This is a genomic window from Candidatus Competibacteraceae bacterium, assembly GCA_016699715.1.
GTDB lineage: Bacteria > Pseudomonadota > Gammaproteobacteria > Competibacterales > Competibacteraceae > Competibacter.
The window spans coordinates 543,837-563,765 of sequence record CP065007.1; the positions used below are offsets into that span (position 1 = coordinate 543,837).

At 54.7% G+C, this 19,929-nt stretch carries 16 protein-coding genes and 2 pseudogenes; 9 read left to right on the forward strand and 9 right to left on the reverse strand.

Annotated elements, in window-relative coordinates; genetic code table 11:
* The first annotated feature begins 1 nt into the window (after position 1).
* Together IPM89_02500 and IPM89_02505 are read left to right on the forward strand one after the other, a co-directional pair.
* Entirely contained in the window at positions 2-661 is a 660-nt protein-coding gene (locus IPM89_02500; protein QQS54744.1) for a thiopurine S-methyltransferase, read from the forward strand.
* Positions 662-681: 20 nt separating this feature from the next.
* Complete coding sequence (locus IPM89_02505) at positions 682-921, forward strand: hypothetical protein (GenBank protein QQS54745.1); 240 nt, start codon at positions 682-684, stop codon at positions 919-921.
* Positions 922-956: 35 nt separating this feature from the next.
* Here IPM89_02505 and IPM89_02510 read toward each other — a convergent pair whose 3' ends face one another.
* The 5 genes from IPM89_02510 to IPM89_02530 all read right to left on the reverse strand — a co-directional run bounded on the left by IPM89_02510 (position 957) and on the right by IPM89_02530 (position 6,242).
* Positions 957-1,409 carry a YaiI/YqxD family protein gene (locus tag IPM89_02510; protein ID QQS54746.1) on the reverse strand — a complete coding sequence of 151 codons (453 nt, stop codon included), beginning with the start codon at positions 1,407-1,409 and terminating at the stop codon, positions 957-959.
* 20 nt (positions 1,410-1,429) lie between these two features.
* Positions 1,430-2,170, reverse strand: coding sequence for an SDR family oxidoreductase (locus tag IPM89_02515; protein QQS54747.1), 741 nt, complete (start codon positions 2,168-2,170; stop codon positions 1,430-1,432).
* A 17-nt stretch (positions 2,171-2,187) separates the two neighbouring features.
* On the reverse strand, positions 2,188-3,492 hold the full coding sequence (locus tag IPM89_02520) for an FAD-binding oxidoreductase (protein QQS55750.1): 1,305 nt from the start codon (positions 3,490-3,492) through the stop codon (positions 2,188-2,190).
* 14 nt (positions 3,493-3,506) lie between these two features.
* Complete coding sequence (locus IPM89_02525; GenBank protein QQS54748.1) at positions 3,507-4,937, reverse strand: UbiA family prenyltransferase; 1,431 nt, start codon at positions 4,935-4,937, stop codon at positions 3,507-3,509.
* Between the two features lie 93 nt (positions 4,938-5,030).
* A complete protein-coding gene (locus IPM89_02530; protein ID QQS54749.1) occupies positions 5,031-6,242 on the reverse strand; it encodes a hypothetical protein in 1,212 nt (403 codons plus the stop codon).
* A gap of 142 nt (positions 6,243-6,384) precedes the next feature.
* Here IPM89_02530 and IPM89_02535 point away from each other — a divergent pair, with 142 nt between their 5' ends.
* Positions 6,385-6,675: a transposase family protein gene (locus tag IPM89_02535; protein ID QQS54750.1), complete on the forward strand. Its 291-nt coding sequence runs from the start codon at positions 6,385-6,387 to the stop codon at positions 6,673-6,675.
* Here the strand turns inward: IPM89_02535 and IPM89_02540 are convergent.
* The 3 genes from IPM89_02540 to IPM89_02550 all read right to left on the reverse strand — a co-directional run bounded on the left by IPM89_02540 (position 6,642) and on the right by IPM89_02550 (position 11,658).
* Positions 6,642-8,603, reverse strand: a complete 1,962-nt coding sequence (locus IPM89_02540; GenBank protein QQS54751.1) for a hypothetical protein — start codon at positions 8,601-8,603, stop codon at positions 6,642-6,644. The genes IPM89_02535 and IPM89_02540 overlap by 34 nt on opposite strands.
* A 183-nt stretch (positions 8,604-8,786) precedes the next feature.
* A complete protein-coding gene (locus tag IPM89_02545; protein ID QQS54752.1) occupies positions 8,787-9,722 on the reverse strand; it encodes a hypothetical protein in 936 nt (311 codons plus the stop codon).
* A gap of 985 nt (positions 9,723-10,707) precedes the next feature.
* The gene (locus IPM89_02550; GenBank protein ID QQS54753.1) at positions 10,708-11,658 is read right to left on the reverse strand and encodes a transposase; all 951 of its coding nucleotides are present in this window, start codon (positions 11,656-11,658) and stop codon (positions 10,708-10,710) included.
* Between the two features lie 232 nt (positions 11,659-11,890).
* On the opposite strand from IPM89_02550, the gene IPM89_02555 reads away from it, so the two are divergent.
* The 4 genes and pseudogenes from IPM89_02555 (at position 11,891) to IPM89_02570 (ending at position 17,269) form a co-directional block, all read left to right on the forward strand.
* Complete coding sequence (locus IPM89_02555) at positions 11,891-12,877, forward strand: IS110 family transposase (protein ID QQS55751.1); 987 nt, start codon at positions 11,891-11,893, stop codon at positions 12,875-12,877.
* 345 nt (positions 12,878-13,222) lie between these two features.
* Positions 13,223-14,551 (forward strand): IS66 family transposase, encoded by a 1,329-nt coding sequence (locus IPM89_02560; GenBank protein QQS55752.1) that lies wholly within the window; start codon positions 13,223-13,225, stop codon positions 14,549-14,551.
* A gap of 457 nt (positions 14,552-15,008) precedes the next feature.
* Positions 15,009-16,265, forward strand: a pseudogene (locus IPM89_02565) (IS66 family transposase).
* Between the two features lie 151 nt (positions 16,266-16,416).
* A protein-coding gene (locus IPM89_02570; protein QQS54754.1) for an IS5 family transposase occupies positions 16,417-17,269 on the forward strand; the annotation gives its coding sequence in 2 pieces (ribosomal slippage) (positions 16,417-17,046 and positions 17,048-17,269; 852 coding nt in all).
* Positions 17,270-17,411: 142 nt separating this feature from the next.
* Here the strand turns inward: IPM89_02570 and IPM89_02575 are convergent.
* Positions 17,412-18,556, reverse strand: a pseudogene (locus tag IPM89_02575) (IS630 family transposase).
* Between the two features lie 131 nt (positions 18,557-18,687).
* On the opposite strand from IPM89_02575, the gene IPM89_02580 reads away from it, so the two are divergent.
* Both IPM89_02580 and IPM89_02585 read left to right on the forward strand, forming a co-directional pair.
* Entirely contained in the window at positions 18,688-18,945 is a 258-nt protein-coding gene (locus tag IPM89_02580; GenBank protein ID QQS54755.1) for a hypothetical protein, read from the forward strand.
* 32 nt (positions 18,946-18,977) lie between these two features.
* Positions 18,978-19,883: a transposase gene (locus IPM89_02585; protein ID QQS54756.1), complete on the forward strand. Its 906-nt coding sequence runs from the start codon at positions 18,978-18,980 to the stop codon at positions 19,881-19,883.
* Positions 19,884-19,929 lie beyond the last annotated feature (46 nt).

Sequence of the window (19,929 nt, forward strand, 5' to 3'; positions counted from 1 at the left end):
CATGGAACCGAGTTTTTGGCACGAACGCTGGGAGCGAAGCGAGATCGGTTTTCATCAACAGGATATCAACGTTCATCTCCAGCAATTCTGGACCCAGCTCGACCTGCGTCCCGGTCAGCGGGTGTTCGCCCCGCTGTGCGGCAAGAGCCGCGATCTGCTGTGGCTGGCCGGCGAAGGCCATCCGGTGACCGGGGTGGAAATCAGCCGGCTCGCGGTCGAGGCGTTTTTCGCCGAGAACAGGCTGAAGCCGCGACGCTGGCGGGAAGGGGCGTTCGAAATCTGGGAAGTCGATGAGATCCGGATTCTGCTCGGCGATTTTTTCGACCTGGAGCCACATCATCTGGCCGACGCCGCCGGGATTTACGACCGGGCTTCGCTGATCGCGTTGCCGCCGCCGATGCGCGCCCGCTACGCCCGCCATCTCGATACGATCCTGCCGGTGGGGACGCGGGTGCTGCTGGTGACGCTGGAGTACGACCAAAGTGTGTTGGCGGGGCCGCCGTTCGCGGTCGGCGAGGCGGAGGTGCGGGCGCTGTACCAGGCGACCCATGACGTGGAATTGCTCTACACCCGCGATGCCCTGGCGGAGGAGTCGCGCTGGCGGGAACGCGGTTTGACCTGGCTGCTGGAGCGGGTCTATCGGCTGTCTCAGCATCGATAGAGCGTGCCGGAACCCAGGCGATGAACGGAGCGACGGCGACGAGGTCCGCCCAAGCCGTGGCGGCACGGATTTTCCCGCCGTTCGCCGCCGGTTATTTCCTGTCCTATCTGTACCGCACCATCAACGCGGTGCGGTCGCCCTATCTGGTGGCCGAACCGCGGTTGGACGCCACCGATCTCGGTTTGTTGACCCGCGTCTATTTCCTGACCTTCGCCGCCTTCGGGTTGGTGCTGGCGGGGCAGGCGATGACCTGGATTTAGTTGCCGCTGGGGAATGGGCGGATGGGGGAGACCCGCTAGCGGGTCCGGCAGCGCGCCAGCCAGCGATCCAGACCGTTGGCGAACGCCTGCTTGTCGCGGTCGTTGTAAGGCGGTGGGCCGCCGGTCAGGGTGCCCGCCGAGCGCAATTCTTCCTTGAGGTTGCGTAAAGCCAGCCGCTCCCGCACGTTGTCCTGGGTGTACAGCTCGCCGCGCGGGTTGAGGGCCGGCACGCCCCGTTCCACCAGGCGTGCCGCCAGCGGGATATCGGCGGTAATGACCAGGTCGCTGGCGGTGGCCTGTTGCACGATGTAATCATCGGCTTCGTCGAAGCCCTGACTGACCTGCACCGCCGTGATCAGGGGCGAAGGGGGTGTTTGCAGCCGCTGGTTGGCGACCAGGGTGACCGGCATACCGACCCGTTGCGAGGCGCGGAACACAATCATTTTCACCGGCGCCGGGCAGGCATCCGCGTCGATCCAGATTTTCAAGAACCTTCCCCCCCCCAAATTCAAAGCTTCAACCGTTTGAATATCCCTTCGGGGATATGCCGGATCACCAGCATGATCCAGCGCCAGAAGCCGGGCAGATACACTTCATCCCGACCACGCTCGACGGCGACGACGATGCCTTTCGCGATCTGGTCGGGTTGCGCCCAGAGCAGGCCCTTTTTCTCGAACGCGGCAGTCATTGGCGTATCCACGAACCCCGGCTTGATGGTAAGCACCTGGACGCCTTTTTTGCTCAATCGGTTACGCAACCCTTGCAGGAACAGGTTGAGCATGCCCTTGGCGGCGCCGTAGATGTAGTTGCTCTGCCGGCCCCGGTCACCCGCTACCGAGGAGATGACGATCAGGAGTCCACGCCCGCGCTGCTCGAAGGTGTTGGCTAGCAAGGTGGCCAAGCTAATCGTGCTTAGCGCATTAGTTTGGATCGCCGCCAGGGTTTTTTCGACCGACTGCTGGCAGGCGGCCTGATCGGGCAAGATTCCGTGAGCGATGAATGCCACATCGATACCGCCGAGCACCTGTTTGGCCCGCTCCAGCAGGGCTGGATGCAGGTCCAGTTGATCGAGATCCAGACTCTCGCGGGTGACCGGCTGGCCGGAGCGGATTTCCAGATCGCGGGCAATCGCGGCGAGTTTTTCGGCGTTGCGCCCGACCAGATAGAAGCGCGCGCCAGCGGCGGCGAAACGACGGGCGGTGGCTTCGGCAATGGCCGAAGTGGCGCCGATAATCAGGATGTTGCGCATGTCGTTTTCCGTGAAATTCAGTTGGCCATTACCCGCCGCCAGAAACTGGAGGAGAAACGGAGATCAATAGAGCGGCTGAATACTTCCCACTGCGGGTAATACTGGCGGAAGCTGTCGCCGCTCATTCGGGCGTCCTTAGCCGGATAGACCGCCCCGCCGGCCTGCCGGGTTACCTCGTCGAGCCGTTCCAGCAAGGCGAGCGTCTTTTGTCCCCGGTTGGGGAAATCCAACGCCAGGGTGATGCCAGGGCGCGGGAAGGATAGCAGCCCGCCAGAAGTTCGTTTGCCGAAGCGCTTGAGCACCGCCAGCATCGAACCCTGACCGCTGGCGGCGATGCGGGCCAGAATTTCCCGCAAGGCTTCGCGGGCGTCGAGGGGGGGAATGACGCACTGGTATTGAAAGAAGCCTCGCCGCCCGTACAGCCGGTTCCACTCCAGCAGGTTGTCCAGCGGGTAGAAGAAGGGTTGATACGGCGTCAGCCCACGCGCCGGGCGCGGCAGATGATAGTAGAGCCAGTTGAACCCGCGCACGCTCGGGTTGTTGATCAGCGAGATCGGCGGGGCGAACGGCACGGTCAGCGCGCGACGTTCCACTGGCGGCGGTTTCATCAGACCGGGCGGCGCATGCATTCCCGCCATGTAAATCCCCCGGCCCAGCGCCCGACCCCGAGCGGCGCAATCGATCCAGGACACGATGTAGGGATAGCGCGCCTCGTAGTCGTCGTTGAGCGCCAGGAACTCGTCCAGACTGGCAAAGCGGCGATTTTCGGCCACGATCCAGGGATTGGCGATGCGTTGCAACTGGATTTCCACCCAGGCGATCAACCCCGTTAGTCCCAGCCCGCCGACCGTCGCCTGGAACCATTCGATGTTCTGTTTCGGGGTACAGATCAGGCGCTCGCCATCGGAACGCAACAGTTCAAAGGCGCGCACATGATTGCCGAAACTGCCGGCGATGTGGTGGTTTTTGCCGTGCACATCATTGGCGACGGCGCCGCCCAGGGTGACCCACTGGGTGCCGGGGGTGACTGGCAAGAACCAGCCTTGTGGGACGATCAGCGCCAGAATGTCTGAAAGCAGCAGGCCGGCTTCCGCCCGCAACAGCCCCATGGCCGGATCGAAGGCGATGAGCCGGTCCAGTCCTCGCGTGCATAGCAGTGCGCCGTCGTCGTTCAGGCAGACATCGCCGTAACTGCGGCCATTGCCGAAAGGCAGGCAGGACAATGGTTCCGCCGGCAGGGTGAGAATTTGCGCGTCGCGGCAGGGCAGAATCTGGCGCGGCTTGGAGTGCGGATAACGGCCCCAACTGCTTAGTGCGGTGATGGACACGACGGCGTTCACTTCGGCATCGCGCTTAGGAAGATCAGTGCGCAGGCCAGCAGCACGTAGCGGCTGTGGGTATCGGTCAGGGCGAAGATGATCGGGTCATCGTGCATTTCGCCGCGATGGGTGAGCAGCCAGACCCGGCTGATCCAGTAGAGCAGCGCCGGACAGAGCAGCCAGATGACCATCGGTTGGCCATACAACGCGCGGCTGGTTTCGCTGTTGACGTACAGCGCCAGCACCAGCACCGCCAGATAGCCGGCGGCTGTGCCCAGGCTTTGTAGGATGCCCAGATCGTCCACATGATAACCCCGGCCACTGGCGCTCAATTCGCCCTGCTCGCGCAGGGTTTGCAGTTCGGCGTAGCGCTTGACCAAGGCCAGGCTGAGGAATAGGAACATCGAGAAGGCCAGTAGCCAAAACGAGGGTATGAGGCTTACCGCCGCCGCGCCGGCGATGATCCGCAGGGTGTACAGCCCGGCCAACACGATGGCATCGAGCATCAGGATTTGCTTGAGTCGCAGCGAGTAGGCCAGGGTGAAAACGTAGTAGGTGGCCAGCGCGACGGTGAACGCGGGTGGGTTGATTGGCAGGCTCAGGCCAAACGCGGCGATGAGTAGCAGTGGGATGGCGACCACGCCTTGCAGGATGGGCAGCTTGCCGGCGGCGAAAGGTCGCTGACACTTGCGCGGATGGCGGCGATCGGAACCGAGGTCGAGCAGATCGTTGAGGAGGTAGACGCTAGAGGCGCATAGGCCGAAGCTGATAAAAGCCAGCAGCGCCAGTACTAGCGTGGCTGGCTGATTCCAAGCGTGGCCGGCAGCCAGGGGCATGAAGATGAGTAGGTTTTTCAGCCATTGATGCAGGCGCAGCGCCTTGCTCCAATGTCGCCATGAGGACGGGTCTTGGGCGAAAGTTCGCTCCACTTCACAGACCGTGCGAGCCTGGGCGGCGACTGATGGTGGGGCGTTGACCACGAGCGCGCGGCGGGCGTGTTTCCACACTGCCACGTCCACGGCGGAGTTGCCGGCGTAGTCGAAGCCGTGTTCGCCATAATGTTCCACCAGGGTTGTAGCCTTGTGCGGGCCGGCCAGATTGCGGTCGCCATCGGTCGCCAGCACTTCGTCGAACAGGCCCAGATGCGCCGCCACCTGCTCGGCGAATTTCCGATCTGAAGCGGTGACCAACACCAATCTCCGGCCCTGTTGCCGCTGTTTGCGGAGCAAGGCCAACAGGGCCGGGTTGTAGGGCAGGGTGTCGATGTCCAGGTCCACCCGCGCGGCGATTTCCGCCTTGAACCTAGCCTTGCCGCCCGCCAGCCAGCGCGGCCAGCGCAGGACCGACAATGGTGTCTGCTTGAACTGGACCAAGGCTGCTTCCAGCAGCAGATCGGAATTCAGCAGGGTGCCGTCGAGGTCAACGCAGAGGGGGACAGAGGTTTTCATTCGGCAGGGTTACCCGATTTATACGCCGTGGTCTTGATAAAGACTGCCATTAAGTTATAGTTCAGGCGGAATAGATGGAGATAAACTAATAGGTTAGTGTAGTTTGATATGCCATTTTGCACGTTCCCATTGTGGATATATTTGTAATGGCCTATTCGGATTTTTCCGCCACATCTGCACCTCTTCCATCCATACAGGTCCATCTGGCACAACCCAAGGTTTAAGCGCCTCCCGATAGTTAGATACCCAAAAACCTACCGATAGTGAAATTATAAACCAAGACAAAATCTTATGCAGTTTTTGAGTATCTTTGTTAGTTCCAATGACAAATAGGCTAAGCAAGATTACGGCTGGAACATAACCATATCTCCAACCTCCGCCCATCCCAAGTGATCCAACCAATGATAATATTGATACAGTTAGAAAGGCAATAATTATTGGAATTGAGTATTGTCGATTCATATGGGTTGCAGTAGAAAGTGCTATCAATAAAATTGATATTGCTACTGATCCTCCCAATAACTCTGCCCCAAGTATTTCTTTCCATTGACTACCAAGTATTGGCCACAGTAAAAACTGTACTTGCCATGTTTTTATTATTGAAGCTAAGCCTGGAAAAAAAAAGCGGTTGCCAACTCCACTACCGAGCGTTGCTGTGTAAGTAATATAGCAGAGCTGTACAATACACGAGATAATTAGAATGATATTTAGAGTTAATAAATTTTTACTCTTATCTAGATACCATCTGATTGCAAATGCTGGTAGCAGGAAACATGTAATGACGCCCGTTAATCCAGATATGATCAAAACTATACGGTCAAATAAAGTAACGTAGCGATTTAACTCATCGTGGTTAGCGAGAAGAATGATAAATGCAGCAACAGCAAGATGAAACTGTGTTGTAATGGTATTTAGCCAAATCTCTCCAGTATTGACTACAAAAAGTGTAATTATACAAAATAGTATTTGCTGAATCGGTTGTAGTCTGTTTTTAAGGCGATACAAAATAATTATATAGGGAAGCAATTGAGCAATGAATGCAGCAATTGTTGTGATAAGTGGGGCGTATTCCAAAGGTGAGAGACGAGCTGCCAATAAAGTGGCTAGATTAGGAAAGAGTGAGTAATAACCTTGTTGGGGAGAAAAAAGCGCTTCATACCAAAAAAAATATATTCCCTTGTAAAAATATCTTCCTTCTTCTGCCCAAAAACGGGGGTTTGAAAATAAGTAGGGCGCTCGATAAATTATTTCAAAGACTACTATCGTTATTACTATGAGACGCCAATTAAAAATCCGACTTTTCATGGTTTGTATGATCTCTAAGCTCGAGGATCTGCCCGACGTGCGCGTGTTGACCAACCGGATGCTAGAGGAAGGCACGGCACGGTGTTGATCGAGGTGGAAAGCACCTTGAAGACGATCCGATGCCACCGCTGCGGACGGGAATATGGATCGGTTTCACGGATTCGACCGACCGATCCGGTTGCAGCACTTGCCGGTGTTTGGACGTGACGTAGTGATTGAAATCCGGCCGAAGCGCTACCGTTGTCCGTTCTGTGCGGGCGGGCCGACCACCACTCAACGCTGCACTGGGTACGATCCACACCGTCCGCAGACCACGGCGTTCGAGCAGGACGTGTTGAAGCGGTTGGTCCACGGCACGGTGGCCGACGTCAGCCGGCAGCTCCACCTAGGAGTGCCGGGCTATAATTCTGAGCTACTTTTCAATACTAGGTGACCAACCGAGTATTTCCCATCACCATAAAACGGTTTAATAATTATCTTATCGAATTCATTGATATAGTTTGGTATTTTAATATCATACCTAGCTAATCCTCCACTAAGTATCTTTTTTGGACCTACTTTTATTTGTCCAATCGGGGAACTTTTTTTCTCAAAGACTAAAGTATATTGATCATTATTATCAAGCGATATATCAATCAATTTAGAGTCAAAGTCGTTTTTTACTAGGGTGTTAAAACTAATATCCAATTGGCTTTTTTCGGATAAAATGTAGTTCCCTAAAGCATCCCATGCAGTTCCTTCTGGCTTTATTTTAGAAATCTGATCCTGGTTTATAGCTTGATCCACTGGTTCTTTACGGTATACTTTTTTATTAATAAGATATGAATATTGGCCTAAATTCATTCTTAATATTGTCATAAACCGTTCAACAGAAAAGATCTGTGATCTGGTTATTACATTCAGTTTATCATAAAAATTTTTTAGCCCTACATCTTCAAGCAGGTTTCTTGAACTACTAATACTACTGGCGTAATTAGTCGGTATCACTCTACCATAATGCCCTACGCGCCAATTCTTGTTATACCCTACAGGCAATCTGGCAAGCAAGGGATCAGTTAGGCCACAAGGATCTATGAAATGAACGAAAGGACCATCATAAAGACTTTGATGCCCTAAGCCGCCGCATTGTACTTTTACATCTATTATTTCTACCTTTCCTATTTTTGTTGTGTCATTTTTAGGCCATGCAGGTAAATCTATAAATCTATAGCGATCACCCGACAACAATCCATTCCGTTTATAATACCATCCCTGCTCATCAACAATGCCTGATGGCTCAAGTTCTTGCTTCACATTATTGTTGATAAATAACGTACTAGTAGGTGATGAAACTCCAATTATTATTATAGCAACGGATAATATTGCGCAAGTCGATATCGTTATCTTTGGTAGATTGACTAATATAATACTGGCCGTAATCACAAGAACGGAAAAAAAACGACCAGACATGAAATCACCACCGATTTTTAATATGTACAAGCAATAAAAAATTATACCTAATGATAAACAAAAAGTTAGTGCGGAGCGATTTTTTAATCCCAATATAAGGCTGATAAAAATAACAATTAAAGTTAGGGGATCGCGCCTTAGTGAATCGAAAAAATATTGAACTCCTTGAAGAACTAATTCGTAATTATCAATACCTGTACCAAGCTTAGCGTAGGCCGTATTCGGAAACGGAAAGCCATAATATATTAATGAAAATAAAGTCCATAAGGCTAGAGGCAATATACCTAACACTATAGCTGGTAAAGCTATTTTTATATTTTCTATCCGATAAAAAACGAGTAAAAAAATTGGTAAAATCAAAATAATAAGATCTGGTCTATTAAGATAAAGCAAGGAAAACAAAAGCGTTAATTTAAACAAATATCTTCCAGATCGTTTAGATTGCTCTCCTTTAGGCTGTTTTTTAAACGCAAAAATAAACAGAATTAGAAGAAAATAGGATAGTGGATTTTCTAATCCCGATGTACTGAAGTCTATAAATGATTTGGAAAAAATTAAAACCAGCAACCCTATAATCGCCCATTCTATTGATAAAGACAGTTTAGACACCAAGACGAAAGATAATACCGAAAGAATAATCGAAACAAAAAGAGTCGCATAAAATACGTTATTAATAATAAGATACAAAAAAGAAATGACAAAAAACCATAATGGATGTGTGTAGGCTTGCACACGCTCTGTAATGTTAAAAACTGGCCCAAAACCATGAGTGAAGTTGAGCACCACTCTGAAAGTTATGGCCGCGTCATCCGATATCCATGCAGCACGAATTACTACTGCCGTAAAGATAATCGTCAACATCAAAATAAAGATATATTTTTCTTGTTCAAATTGTTTTATATTGCTATTCATTTCAAAGTCCAAACCATTCTATCTCATCATGCTCAATCGGTGCCGGCTAGATATCACTGGTTGAGCATTTGATTCTAGTAATTATAAGTATCAGGCGGATTCATCTGCACAGTCCCAGACCGACTTTAATCAAAACCTGCCGACTAAAATCTCTAAAACGCGCCGGCAGGTCATTGAGTTAAGTCACTTCTGACCTTCTAAAGGTTTTGTCTGAGGAGGTTCGCTTGGTGGTAAAAAATCCTCAAAGCTCTCGGTGGGAATGTTCCCTTCAGGAGTAAAGGTTTTTTCCTGAATCGCTTTTGTTCGGGCAAGATAAACCTCCTGGTTTTCGTAACCACTGCGAAGTGCATGGACCAGATAATCGACCTTATAGTTACCAGCTCCATGGAAGAGTTCAACAACTCTAAATCCTTGCCCGGAAACCTCGACAGCGGCAAGACCCTTGGATTCTGCGTCACGGGGAGTCAGACTAACCGTAACCGAGGAAGGATTAGCCATCACCACAAAATGTTCGGGCAAGCTTACATAAGCATTTCCCGAAACCAAGTCGATCGTGCCGCGTGTGTAAATCGCTGCTTCGGGACCTTCAACAGATGTATACCTAATCATTAAATCTGGGTTTTGGGGATGGGGGACAATAAAGCTTTTCGTCCTTCCCCATACAAGACCTAATTCACCATTGATGCCCGCCGAATATACGGGTGCTCCCCTATTATCCGAAACCCATAAGCCACCTGAATAGGTACCAATTGTAGCTAACACAACGGTTGGCTCTTGCAAACGATCTCTCATCCACAATGCACCAGCATTATTACCAGATTGAGCCCATAATTCCGCGATTGTACGTGAGTAATAGTATGGGTTTTCCACAGCCCAATATCCAGATTTAAAATACGTGTCTGGCCACATTTCTATAGCTCCATTTGAACCAGCAGGCCCCCATGCGTATCCAAATGAGAAGCCTTCTTGGCCGGTCGTTTGAAGAGGCCCAACAAACATCGTTTCCCGACCATTGTACGTCCAGCGTGGCCCGTAACCCGCCCACTGCGCTAGGCAAACATCGGTGAGCAGCAGGGTGCTCAATAATCCTATCAGCAATTTACACAGGTATTTGTTCATCACTAAACCCTCATTATGGTACCGGATTCTAGCCGGCTTGACCGGCCAAAAATCGGCTGGAAATCAGAATCCACTGTTATATAGATCAATGACTTAGTTTTTAGAAGTCTCTAAGTTATGGAGTCCCTCCTTTCAGACCAACAAAGACTGACGCGTAGCAATGAGTCATCATGTTGACTGCCAGGCAGCAATTCCCGGTCTCTTGGTTGATCATTGATCTGTAAGAAGTTTTTTATGTATATTCAATGTCATATCAAGAAAAATATCATTGCGATTCAAGATGCTGGAAAAAGAGACCGGGAATTGCTGACTGCCAGGGACGGTTTCGCCGAGAATCGAGGTGCGCTTCTGGGTATCCGAGACCGTCGTGTTTTTAACGGTATGAAAGCGTTTTTTTCCACTATAATGCTTTGGCTCTTCGAGGGTTCTTGTGGAGCTGGCTGCCCGAGATCGATTTCGGTCTGCCGAACTGGCTGGCGACCAGGTTTAAGTATTTATAAATCAGTTAGTTATTTACAAGTCGATAATTATAAGGTCTCATTTATGAGGCATCAAGCGCCAGTTTCCACATGAATCCTCGAAGAACCAATGCTTTTTTGGTCGGGCTGGCTTTTGAGGGCGATGCAGGGGCCTTTCCGTGGCATCAATCAGAATATGATCAATACGTTCCAAGAAGCATTTGGTATTAACTGCGTGCCCAAGTGCATATCGCCGAAACGCTCCCCGGAACACGGATGCGGCTTCGCATCGTGTCTAGGGCTAACCTGAAGTGGACCCCTTGTCCAGACAATTTTTTGTCGAGTTTAGAGGCGTTTTTGCACAGCCTCTCGTGAGCTAACCCTATTGAGAATAGACCCTTGTATGTTTGGAGGTTGGTAGAGTTTGGGTTGACGTGGTAGCGCGATATCCCTCTGGGACGCCGAGATCCCGTGGGTGAGCCTGAAGCGCCACGTCATTAGACCTGTTCCCAAATAAATTTCATAACCTATTGAACAGCATAGTTATTTTTAAGGTTACACAAGCCGGCAACCAATAAAATAACCTGATCGGCCATATTATGGAAATGGTTTCGGAATCTATTCGTAAGAATCTGAAAAATTTTTAGGTCGCCAATCAAATGTTCCACTCCGACACGAACGCGACTGATCGCTCGATTTTCTCTCTTTTGCTGAGGAGTTAATGCAGAGCATTGATTGGCTTTCGACCGGCGAGGCTTTTTATGAGGAATATAAATTTTATGGAACGAGGGATAGTGATCTTTGATCCCTTGATAGCCCAAATCAACCCAAGCTTCCACGGTGGAGAGACCCGGCTGCTGAGGATCTAATTCCTCTTTCAATAACGCGTAGTCATGCCGGCTACCGGCCACTGTTGGGCCAACAACTGGAATGCCTTTATTGCTGTCCCCGATCACCGTGTTTTTCAGAGTATGGTGGCGTTTCTTGCCACTAAAATAATGTTTTTGTTTACGCGCATGGTGGGGGCGGCAACAAGGCCTTTCTGTCGCATCAATAATAATCTTCTGATGATTATCAATAGGTTGCTTATCAGTATTGGCGGGCTTAAAATGGCGATGCGGTAAGATATGCAAGCGTTTTTCAGCCTGCTTTAAAATAGGCATAAATTTAACAAAATTTTCTTGGGCTTTGGCTGGACTCAGGTCAAACAAGCAACCCAGCACATCAAATGTCGGATAGTTTTTGAGATAAAACAGGATAAAAAAGAGTTTTAAATCGGGTGAGGATAATGCACCTTTCCGACCGCCACCCGGCTTTCTTTGACGTTGCAAGCGGTGTTTTTGGTAACGCTGTTGTTGGGCCAACTGCAAACACTTTGCAAACTCAGGTAGAATAAGGTCAAATTCTTTCTGAGAGAGTCCAGTACAGGCTCTAAATTGTCTTTCATTGCGGACTGTCATCAATTTAAATTTTCGCATGGCGGTTCTCCTAATAATTCTACCCTCATTGAACAAAATGGGGGCTAATTTAAAAAAATCAACTCTAACTTATTGATTAAATAAAATAATTTTTTATAACTAAATCGTAACAGGTTGAAAATATTCAAGATAATTATTTGGGGACTTCTCTATTGTTTCCATGAACCTAAAGCCCGGACAGTTGATCGGACTTCGAGTCCGCATCGTGCAAGGTTGGGATGAGGAACGCATCATGGTGAAAAAGCGGGTGGTGGACGCGGTTCAGGCCGTGTTGACGGGCGAATGTTGGGTCGGGATCGATGTGGCCAAGGCCCATCTTGATGTCGCGACCTGGCCGGCGAGAGAACGCGTGCAGGTCGCACGCGACGAAGCGGGCTTGGCCCAATTGGTGGCTTGGTTGCAGGCCCGGCCGCCGAATCTGATCGTGCTGGAAGCCACGGGTGGTTTGGAGACGCTGGTGGTGGGGGCGCTGGTGGAAGCGCACCTGCCGGCAGCCGTGATCAACCCGCGCCAAGCGCGGGATTTCGCCAAGGCCCTCGGGCGGCTGGCCAAGACCGATGCCCTGGATGCCGAGGTGCTGGCCCGCTTCGGCCAGGCCATCCGCCCGGACCCCCGTCCCTGGAAAGACGAGGACGCCCAAGAACTGACCGCCTTGATCCAGCGCCGGCGGCAGGTGGTGGACATGCTGACGGCGGAAAAAAACCGCTTGGCCAGCGCGCATCGCCACGTCCGACCCGACATCCAGGCCACCCTCGACTGGCTCGAACAGCGTCTCAAGGATCTCGATGGCGGCCTCCAGCGCCGCTTGCGGGAGCGTCCCGTCTGGCGCGAGCAGGACGACTGCTTGCAAAGCGTCCCCGGTGTCGGCCCGGTGACCTCCGCCACCCTGCTGGCCGCCTTGCCGGAGTTGGGAACCCTCAACCGCCGGCAGATCAGTGCGCTGGTCGGCGTCTGCCCGTTCAACCGCGATTCCGGCCAGAGCCGGGGTCGCCGGATGATCTTCGGCGGCCGGGCCGGGGTGCGGGCCGTGCTGTACATGGCCGCCGTCGCGGCCAGCCGCTGCAATCCGGTGATCAAAGCCTTCTACCAGCGCCTGCGTGACGCGGGCAAACCGGCCAAAGTCGCCCTGACCGCCTGCATGCGCAAGTTGTTGACGATCTTGAACGCCATGCTCAAGGCCAAGACCCCATGGCAGCCCCAGGCAGAGTGCAGGTCCTGAAGTTTCAACACAGTTGCTCACCCCCGCCCCTCTCCCGCTTGCGGGCGAGGGGTTTTTGTATGGCCTCTAAATCGCCTGTCCAAAACTCAGGGAAAATTGTAATACCAAACGCGTCTGGAAAACCAGTAGTTACTTTATGTTTTTGTAACTGCCCAGGTACCTGCCGAAAAAATGACTTGACAGGGTGGGCATGCATGAATAGTAACGTGCACCATGATCTCCGTGATGCCTCCACCCACCAGTGACACTGATCGTGAGATGGCTGCTGCCCGCCCGGCGGCGGCGGTGGAAATCGCGCGCCTGCGGGCTGAGAACGAGACGCTGCGCCAAACGGTTACCACCTTGATGGCACGGGTAGCGGAGTTGGAACGCCGTCTGGGGCTGAACAGTGGCAACAGCGGAAAACCCCCATCCAGTGATGGGTTGAAGAAACCGCCACGGACCCAGAGTCTGCGCGAAGCCTCGGGCCGGCCACCCGGCGGGCAGAAGGGCCATCCCGGCAACACGCTGCGTCAAGTGGCCGAACCGGACGTCATTCTCGACCACTCCCCCAACATCTGCCCGAACTGCGATTCGACCCTGACCCCAGCCATGGCCACGGCGTACAGCGCCCGGCAGGTCTTTGACCTGCCGGAGCCACCCCCGCTGGTCGTGACCGAGCATCGCGCTCACACCAGCCGCTGTGGCCAGTGTGGTAAGGCGACACGGGCGGCGTTTCCCGAGGGGGTCACGGCGCCGGTGCAATACGGCGCGCGGATCACGGCCTTCGTGGTCTATCTGCTCCACGCCCAGTTCATTCCCGAGGATCGGTGGGTCGAACTGATGGCCGATCTGTTTGGGGTGAAACTGGCCGCCGCCACGATCGCACGGATGAGCACGAAGGCGGTCGAGCAGGTCCAAGGGTTCGTGGCGACGGTGGGCCAGCTCGTCAAGACCGCGGCGGTCCAGCATCTGGATGAAACCGGCTTTCGCCTCGGTGGCAAGACGCAATGGCGCCATGTGGCGGTGACCGCCTGGCTGAGCTTCTACCGCGTTTCCCCGAAGCGGGGCAGTCGGTGGGAAGGGATCATTGGCATGGTCGTCCATGACCACTGGCAGCCCTACTACACCTTGAAGGGGGTGCTGCATGCCTTGTGCAATGCGCATCATCTGCGAGAACTCCAGGCCTTGATCAAGATCGAGCAGGAACCTTGGGCGTTGCGGATGCAACGCCTGCTCCGTCGGGCCTGCCAAGCCACCCACCTGGCCCGCGAACGCGATGGGCCACTGAAACCCAGCCTCGTGCATCGGTTCCAGCGTCGATACGACACCCTCGTTGCTGAAGGGCTCGCCTTTCATGAGGCCCAATCGCCACGGCCCGTCACCGGGCGTCGGGGTCGTCCACGGCGCCGCACCGGCCACCACCTGCTGCTCCGATTGAGGACCCGCAAGGACGACGTATTGCGTTTCCTGACCGATCCCCGCGTCCCCTTCACCAACAAGCTGGCCGAGCAAGCCGCCCGCATGATGAAGCTCAGACAGAAAATCTCCGGTGGCTTCCGCTCCGAACCGGGCGCCCGCGACTTCGCCGTCATCCGCTCCTTCATCGCCACCGCGAAAAAACAGGGTTGGAACATCATCGATACCCTGACCCAATCCCCAACGGTCCTCCTCAGCAAACTCCGTACGACCTGATCACTGACGAGGTACCTGGGCAGTTACATGTTTTTTTATTGGTTCTTCGAGGATTCTTGTGGAGATCGGGGCTTAGCGCCTCAGTAACTCTTCACACCCCTCCCGGTAATGGCTAACTTCCCCTCGGGGAGTAGGTATGGAAAACTAGAGTCCAGCCCCACGATCAACCGCCATGCACCTCAGCCCACATAGCCTGCGCCAATGAGACCACGCCTACCTGGATTCGCTGGGGGAGGCCGAGGTGCGTGCGCTGTCGGGCAAGCTGCTGGACGATTTGAAGGAGGCGCTGGACCGGTTGAATCAAGGACCGGACAACAGTTCGCGGCCGCCGAGCAGTCGGGCGCCGTGGGACCGACCGGGTGGCGGGCCGGAATCGGATGCCGCCGATGCGGCGGACGAGGAACCCGAGTCGGCGGAGGCGAAGCCGGAGTCAGCGGAACGGCCATCGGCCGAGGCGAAACCGGCGAAGGTCCCCGCGGCCCGCAAACCGGGCAAGCAACCGGGAGCGCCGGGGGTGGGCCGCACGCAGGTGTTCCAGGCGAATGCCGAACAGGCCCATTACCCCGACACCTGCGCCGGCTGTGGCCGGCCGCTGGACCCGGTGGGCGCGGTGGCCTACACCGGGTTTCAGGCGGTCGACCTGCACTGGGGCGATCCGGCGCGACCGGGGCTGACCGTGTGGGTGGTGGACCATCGCTATTACGAGGTGCCCTGCGCCTGTGGCCATCGGACCCGGGCGGTGGCCGGTCAAGGGGGGGTGGACCCGCTGCTGGCGGGGATCGAGTTGAGTGAATGGCGGCTGGTGGGGCCGGGGTTGGCGGCGCTGATCGTGGCACTGGCTTTCCGGTTCCGGCTGTCGCGGGCGCGGATTCGCGAATTCCTGGACGAGTGGCTGGGACTGAAGCTGAGTACCGGCACGATCCATCGGACGCTCCACGAAGCCGGCGCGGCCGTGGCGCCGGCGGAAGACGAACTCGTCCAGGCGGTTCTGGACAGCCATCTGCTGCACGCCGACGAAACCTCCTGGCCCGAACACGGCCGGCCGCTGTGGCTGTGGGTGTTTGTCGCGGCGACCGCGACCCTGTACTACGTGGCCGGGCGCGGCAAGGAGCGGGTCGAGAACGTGCTGGACGGCTTTAGCGGCTGGCTGATGAGCGATGGCTGGATGGCCTACCGCAACCACCCGCGCCGGTTACGCTGTTGGGCGCACCTGATTCGCAAGGCGCGGGGCTTGGCCGAGAGTGGCGACCGCGAGGCCCGTGTCTTTGGCCGGTTCGTGCTGGAGACCTTGGAGGCGCTGATGGCGGCGGTCTACGCGGCCCGTGAAGGTCCGCCGCCGGTCGCGCCGCCGACCCAACACATGATGGTACTGGCCGCGTTGCGCGCGGCCTGCGAACGGCGCCAGGGTCACGCCCACGCCAAAACCCACGCCTTGGCGGTGGAGTTGCTCAACGACTGGGAAGCCATCTTCCAGGTGCTGAGTCATCCCGAACTGCCACTGACCAACAATGTAGCAGAGCGGGCACTACGCCATTGGGTGATCGCGCGCAAGATCAGTCACGGTACCCGCACCCCGGTGGGTTCGCGGGTCTTCGCTCTGCTCGCCAGCGTCATCGATACCTGTCGCCAGCGTGGCCACTCCCCTTGGCGCACTCTCGAACGCGCCATCGCCGACCGCCGCGCCGGATTGCCTCTCGCCCCCTTGCCCCGGTAGAGGGGGGAGAACGGCTACGCGCCTCATAAGCGTGACTTTTAGTGAGAAGCTGTAAAAAAACTAACACATTGATATTATTATAGTATTTTTGATAAAATGAGCCAAAATCCGGCGATTATTTTAATTTCAGAGATTCTATTCGAGGTGCTGTATGGCTTGGCCAAAAGAAATTCCTTGTAAGAGGTACCCCAGCGATTTGACGGATGAAGAATGGGAAATCTTGGAGCCGATTTTAAAAAAAGCGGATCCTTATACGACAGGTCGGCCACGTAAAGTTGATCTCCGCGAAGTAATCAATGCCATTTTTTACCTGAACAAGACGGGCTGTCAATGGCGGTATTTGCCTAAAGATTTTCCCTACTATACCTTAATAAGTTACTATTATCATCAATGGGTTGACAACAATATTATGGAGCAAATCAATACAGCGATTCATCAGCAACTCCGAAAAGAAATGGGTCGAAATGAGAATCCGAGTGCGGGGATTATCGATAGCCAAACCGTTAAGGGGACACCGGAATCGGCCCAGGAATCCGGGTTCGACGGTGGTAAGTTAATTCAGGGTCGCAAGCGACATATTGTAGTAGATACAGTAGGTTATATTATTATTGCTCGGGTTCATGCGGCCAATATCTACGATGGTCATGCGGCTCGCCAAGCCTTGACTGCCTTATTTTCAATCGTGGATAGTGTCAAAAAAATCTGGGCGGATGGTGGTTATAGAGGTGAAGAGTTTATTCAATGGGTTAAAGAGCAATTTGACTGTGTACTCGAAGTCGTTGAGAAGAAAAAAAACCGGCGAAGGTTTTCAAGTGTTACCTCGACGCTGGGTCGTGGAACGAACCTTTGCCTGGCTCGGTCGTTATCGGCGACTGAGCAAAGATTACGAGCGGAAACCTACATCGAGTACGGGTCATGTTTATATGGCCTCAATTCGACTCATGCTGCGAAGAATTTGTAAAGAACGAGCATTATTACAAGGGGCTGCTTTAGAGGCAGCTTAGGTAATTGAGTTTTTGTACAGCTTCTGAGTTGATCCATTAATAACCAATTGATTTTCAAAGGCATCAACATAACCACGAGCCAGCACGGCGGGCTACAATCCATCTTCGGAGACTAGTGGGCTGCGCCAAAAGTTTTGACAGGTTAGGAGGCGTCTAGCCCGACCGGAGCTTGGGTGGGCTCCACAGACGGATAGAGGCGCTTGAGTTTGACCCGGGCCACCTCGGTACCAAACTGCCAGTGGATTTTGGTCTGATGCTGGTTGCGTGGGCCTTGCCAGGCGGCGATTTCCTCCCGCAAGGTGTCGATCGTCGAAATGCGCCGATCCAAACACTGGCCGGCGAGCACGGCCAACTCGCACTCGGCCATATTGAGCCAGCTGCCATGCTTGGGGGTGTAGTGAAACTCGAGTTTGCGGGTGAGCCGGCGGGCTTCGTCCGGCGGAAAGACCCCGTACAGGGCCGCCGGGGTATGGGTGTTGAGATTATCCACAACCAGTCGGATGCGTTCCGCCGTGGGGAAGTAGTCATCGACCAGCAAGCGCATTTGCTGGGCAAAGTCCCGTTTGGTTCGTTGTGAGGTGACATTGACCTGACGCCACCCGCGCAAGGGCTGCACGAACAGAAACAAATTAGCGGTGCCTTCGCGTTTGTATTCAGAGTCATGGCGCGCCGGTTGACCAGGACGAGCCGGCAGCGGATGACGGGTTTCGCTGGTCAACTGCACCGGGCTTTCGTCAAAACACACTTGGGGATGGCGCGGATCATCGGGCTCGGCGTACAGGTCCAGAACATCCTCCAGATGCCAGACATAGTCGGGACTCACACTGGGAATGCACCATTCCTGACGTTGCCAGGGTTTGAGATCGTTTTTTTGAGCACGCGACCGACGGTATTGGGGGCAATCGTGTCGATTTGGCGCCATTCAACCAAGCGATCGGCCAAGAGTTTCATCGTCCAGCGCTGGCGACCCGCCGGCGGGGTACTACAGGCCAACGCGATCAGAAAAGCCGCCTGTTTGCCGGTCAAGACCGGCGGCGAACCGGACCGCGATCGCTCGCTTAACGCGGCGGTCAACCCTTCATCCACAAAGCGCTGGCGGGTGCGATGCACGGTCGACAGTCCCAGATGGAGTGTTTCGGCGATCTCCTCATCAGCGGCTCCCGCCGCCGCTTGCAGCAAGATGTGGGCACGGGCGACTCGGCGCGCGGTCGTTTTGCCTTTACGGATCACATCGAGCAAGAACCCCTGCTCCTCGGCGGTGAGGTCAACCAAGTATTTGTCGGTCATCAGGTTTCCTCCTGTTGACCCCAACATAGGGTACCCTTACAAGTGTAGATTTTTCCAGAAAGAGCAAGCGAGACATAAAGTTGCGATAAAATAGCCGATAGGGAAATCGCCTGGTTACCGGAGGAACCGTCATGCCTCGCGCCCCCGAACTGGAGCAATGGCGCACCGAAATTGCCAAGCACTTTCCCCATCTCAGCCAGCCCATGGTGATGGGATTGGCTCTGTGGAGTTTGGGCATGATCCTGGTGCGCTCCTGTAGTTTGACGGCGATCGCCGACTGGTGGTCGTGCCGACTGGGTCAGCCCTTCCACACCGTGCGGGAACGCTTGCGCGATACCTATCGCGAAGCGGAGGCGAAAGCCGGGGGCATCGGGCCGAGCTCGACCTGAGTGCCTGTTGGGCGCCGTGGTGCGCTTGGGTCTTGGACGGGTGGTCCGGCACCCAACTGGCCGTGGCTTTGGATGCGACCACCTTGGGCCAACGCTTTGTGCTCTTGGTCATCAGTGTGGTTTATCGGGGGTGTGCCGTGCCGATCATCTGGAAGGTCTTGCCGGCGGGCTGCAAACACCCGTGGAAGCCGGAGTGGCTGGCGTTGTTACAGGCCTTGCGTGGGCGGGTTTCATCGACTTGGACGGTCATCGTCCTCGCCGACCGGGGGTTGTATGCGAAGTGGTTGTTCGAGACCCTCCTTCAGATGGGATGGCATCCGATGCTTCGGGTCAATGTCGGCGGTTCGTTTCGCCCCGAAGGGTGGTATCACTGGGTGCCGTTTCGCCAGTTAGTCCTGGCGGTCGGTGATCGCTGGCAAGGCTACGGGACCGCCTTTACCCACCCCAAGACGCGCCTGAACTGTACGCTGTTAGGCTGCTGGGAGGCCGGTCACGACGCCCCGTGGCTGATCTTAACCAACATTCCGCCACAAGCGGCCGAGGCGTGTTGGTACGGGTTGCGCGCCTGGATTGAGCAAGGCTTCAAAAAGATCAAGGGAGGCGGGTGGCAATGGCAGTATACGCGGATGACCGACCCGAACCGAGCGGAACGCCTGTGGTTGGCGATCGCCATCGCGACGTGGTGGTTGCTCTCCATCGGCGGTGAGGCCGAAGCGGCCCTCCCGACCGCGACGTTTCCGGCTGTTCCCGGTTCGCCTCGACAGCAAGGTCGACGCTGGCGGCTGGTGGGCGTCTTCCGGCATGGTTGGTCGCTCATTATGGCGGCGCTCTTCAAACATCAAGATCTGCCCACCGGGCATGGCTGCCCCGAACCCTGGCCCACCTGGTCCATCGTCCCTCATGGCCCACCGTTGGCTATGTCCGTAGGAGGACTATGAAAAAAACCTACACTTGTAAGCATAGGGTACCCCCCGCTACCTGTCA